Source organism: Rhodococcus sp. (in: high G+C Gram-positive bacteria) (genome assembly GCF_049591685.1).
In the GTDB taxonomy this organism is placed as follows: domain Bacteria; phylum Actinomycetota; class Actinomycetes; order Mycobacteriales; family Mycobacteriaceae; genus Rhodococcoides.
Genome location: NZ_JBAWFH010000144.1, coordinates 1 through 2,717, shown reverse-complemented (window position 1 = coordinate 2,717; position 2,717 = coordinate 1). Strand labels below are relative to the sequence as shown.

The 2,717-nt window shown below is 63.0% G+C and carries 4 protein-coding genes and 1 pseudogene; 1 reads left to right on the top strand and 4 read right to left on the bottom strand.

The genetic code is table 11. The features are described from left to right. The 4 genes from WBQ44_RS06165 to WBQ44_RS06150 all read right to left on the bottom strand — a co-directional run. The coding region (locus tag WBQ44_RS06165; RefSeq protein WP_495565842.1) for a hypothetical protein at positions 1-862 on the bottom strand (862 nt) is incomplete at its 3' end. A gap of 3 nt (positions 863-865) precedes the next feature. Then, positions 866-1,150, bottom strand: a complete 285-nt coding sequence (locus tag WBQ44_RS06160; protein ID WP_495565841.1) for a hypothetical protein — start codon at positions 1,148-1,150, stop codon at positions 866-868. Beyond that, the gene (locus WBQ44_RS06155; RefSeq protein ID WP_495565840.1) at positions 1,147-1,422 is read right to left on the bottom strand and encodes an SAV_915 family protein; all 276 of its coding nucleotides are present in this window, start codon (positions 1,420-1,422) and stop codon (positions 1,147-1,149) included. The genes WBQ44_RS06160 and WBQ44_RS06155 overlap by 4 nt, the downstream gene beginning before the upstream one ends. Positions 1,423-1,615: 193 nt before the next feature. Then, positions 1,616-1,885: a LuxR C-terminal-related transcriptional regulator gene (locus tag WBQ44_RS06150; protein WP_495565839.1), complete on the bottom strand. Its 270-nt coding sequence runs from the start codon at positions 1,883-1,885 to the stop codon at positions 1,616-1,618. Positions 1,886-2,085: 200 nt separating this feature from the next. On the opposite strand from WBQ44_RS06150, the pseudogene WBQ44_RS06145 reads away from it, so the two are divergent. Beyond that, positions 2,086-2,717 (top strand): annotated as a pseudogene (locus WBQ44_RS06145) (TetR/AcrR family transcriptional regulator); the annotation flags it as partial.

Here is a 2,717-nt window from a genome sequence, read left to right as displayed (position 1 = left end):
GAGTTCCGATTGCCGCACCCGCGGCAACCGAGGCAGCGAAGCTGGCGCCGCCCGACACGATGGCCTGGTCCGTAGGCTTGCCGTTGTAGATGTCCCAGGCGACACCAGCGACAGCCAATCCACCACCTACTCGGAGCCCTACGCGTTCTGCCTTCGACCCGAGCTCCTTTGCAGTCTCGGTCAAGTCCACAGCGCGTGCTGCGGTGGTACGTGCGTAATCCACGTCGCGATAGACGACCGACGCCGGAGTCCCCTCCGGGGCATTTCTGGCGAGTCCCATGAACTTGTTCGATTCCGATCTCAGCCACTGCGCTTTTTCGGACAACGCCGACACCTGTACATCAACGACCGATGCGGCGCTGGCGTCGAGCAAATCTGTTGCATAGAAGAACCAATCGACGTACGGGTTGGTCCAGATTCCCGCCAGCGCCTCTGCCGCTTGGCGTTCGACGGTTCGTGCCGTGTCGGCGGTGTCCAGCGCAATACCGTAGGCGGCGGCCTGATTGCCCGATGCTGCTCCCTCGATAACATCGCCGACGACGAACAACCCTGCCGCGGACGCATCGCGGCGCGCGTCGGCCATCAGGTTGAGCGCTTTCTGCAGGCCGGCCGCGAAGTCGTCGATCTGCTGGGCATTATCTCGTGCCGCCGCGGACATTCTCAGCGCGCCCTCGGCGCCGGCGCTCAGCTTCGGAATTGCTACTTGGGAGGCCGGCCCGTCCCACGCGCCGTCGATCCTGTTTCGCGCGGCGAAGACCTTGTTGGCCGACTCCTCGAGGACCGGAGCAAGGCTGTCCCTCAGCCACCGAGCAACCTGACGGACGGATTCGGGCTCACCGTCTATGTGGGTATCGATGCTCATGACCTACTCCGACCACGCCGCGACATTGATTTCGTCCGCTGCTGCGATGTCTTGCTCCGCGTATCGGGCGGCACAGTCGTTGAGCACGCCGCTCATCCCGCCGAGGCCGATCACCAGCTCACCCGCGGACGTCACAAAGTTGGCCAGGATGCCGAGTATCGCGGCGGTCCCTATCCCCCCGTCGACGATGGTGGGTATCGAGGGAGCGACCTCGTCGACCCGAATCGCAGCATCGTTCAAAACACCAGCCTGCGTGCGTACTTCCTCGTGATCCACGACGATGCTCACGACGCGCGCGCCCCTTCCGGGACCACGACGTCGAGCAACACCAGTTCGAAGGGTGCCACTTCCTGCAGCGATGACAGGTAGCTGGTGGGAATCACGATCCACGGTTGGTTGACACCCATGCACGTGTGCAGGCGATCGAGGGCCGAGTAGACCAGCAAAGACGACCTGCCGTCACGGGTGCTGTTGAGCAACACACGAGCGTCCGACGGATCCGAGACTTTCTCCAGACACGGTACGTACAGCACCGGTGGGTAATCTGATGGAATCGTCACACGTTGGTCCTCCCCTACTCCGGCGCGGAAGCCGGTCCTACAGGTCAGACGCAACGAACGCGAGAACGGTTCCGTACACCCCGGGCAACAACGTCAACGCCTAGGTCTGAGTTCGGGAGCGCGACGGAAGATGTGATCGCGACGCAGAGCTCGCCTCAGGGATTGCGCCCATCCACCAAAGCGGGGTCGCACGTCACAGTTCGTGAAGATCGATGAATCCGTCCTGAACGGCCCGCGCGAGAAGTGCGGCCTTCGTCGAGGCAGTCCGTCCTGCCTGATCGTATTTGGTCCGGATTCGGCTCAGATGCGTGTTCACGGTGCCGGGGGCGATGAACAGCATCTCGGACACCGCCGATTTCGAGTCCGACTTGATCCACGCCAGCAGAACTTCGACCTCTCGTGCACTAAGGCGTGGGCGGCGTGGCCGAGGTGTGTCCGTGCCGAGGGAATCTGTGACTGTCACGCGCGGTCCTCACTCTGGGCGCCGCACATCTCGGTGATGTACGACCATTGGATCCCCAATGCAAGCGGACTCGTCCGCCCAGGTCACTCCGCGCACCGATGGCCATTACCCTCGAGTGACAGTGAGTACTCTCGCTACGTGTCGCGGCGATCCCGCTTCGGGCACAGCGTTATCTCGCTTTTCCGCATGGATTCATTCGAATGAACGAGCAGGGGCAGAGATTGACCGAGCACGATGCATTGGCGTCGCAATTCGTCGACGCCGGAATTTCTTCGTTGGTCGAACAGCCACAGGAGGTGCTGCTCCGGGGGTTGCGAAGCGAAGATGTCGTCCACCGTGCGGGTGCGTCACAGGCGACGTTTTTTCGGAAGTTCGCCACCAAGTCCGACTACGTCGATGCCCTCGTCTTGCGTCTGACCGAGTCCACGTGGCCGACCGCAGACGCCGTTCGGGACTCGGTGCGGCGGAGCCGTCGGACACATGCCGAGGCAGTGAACCCCACCGTCGTCTCGCTGGCAGTGGACACCTTCGAAATACTCGTGGACGAAGCCCTGTCGGTGAAAACTGTTCTGGCGCAGGCGTTCGGCAGTAAGCGGGCGTTGAAGGTGGACTACGGCCGTCGAGACGAATTGGTCGTGGCAGCGTACGAGGCACTGTTCGAGCACGCCGATGCCACGTTGCGCAGACCGTTCACCGTCCGGACCCTAGGCGTGACCGTCAACGCGATGCTCGACGGCTTCCGTCTCCGCAGCCGAGTCGACCCCACGGCGGTTTCGGCGGCTGGCGTCGCCGATGCAGTGCTCGCGTTTCTCGGTGCGGTCGTGGACACATC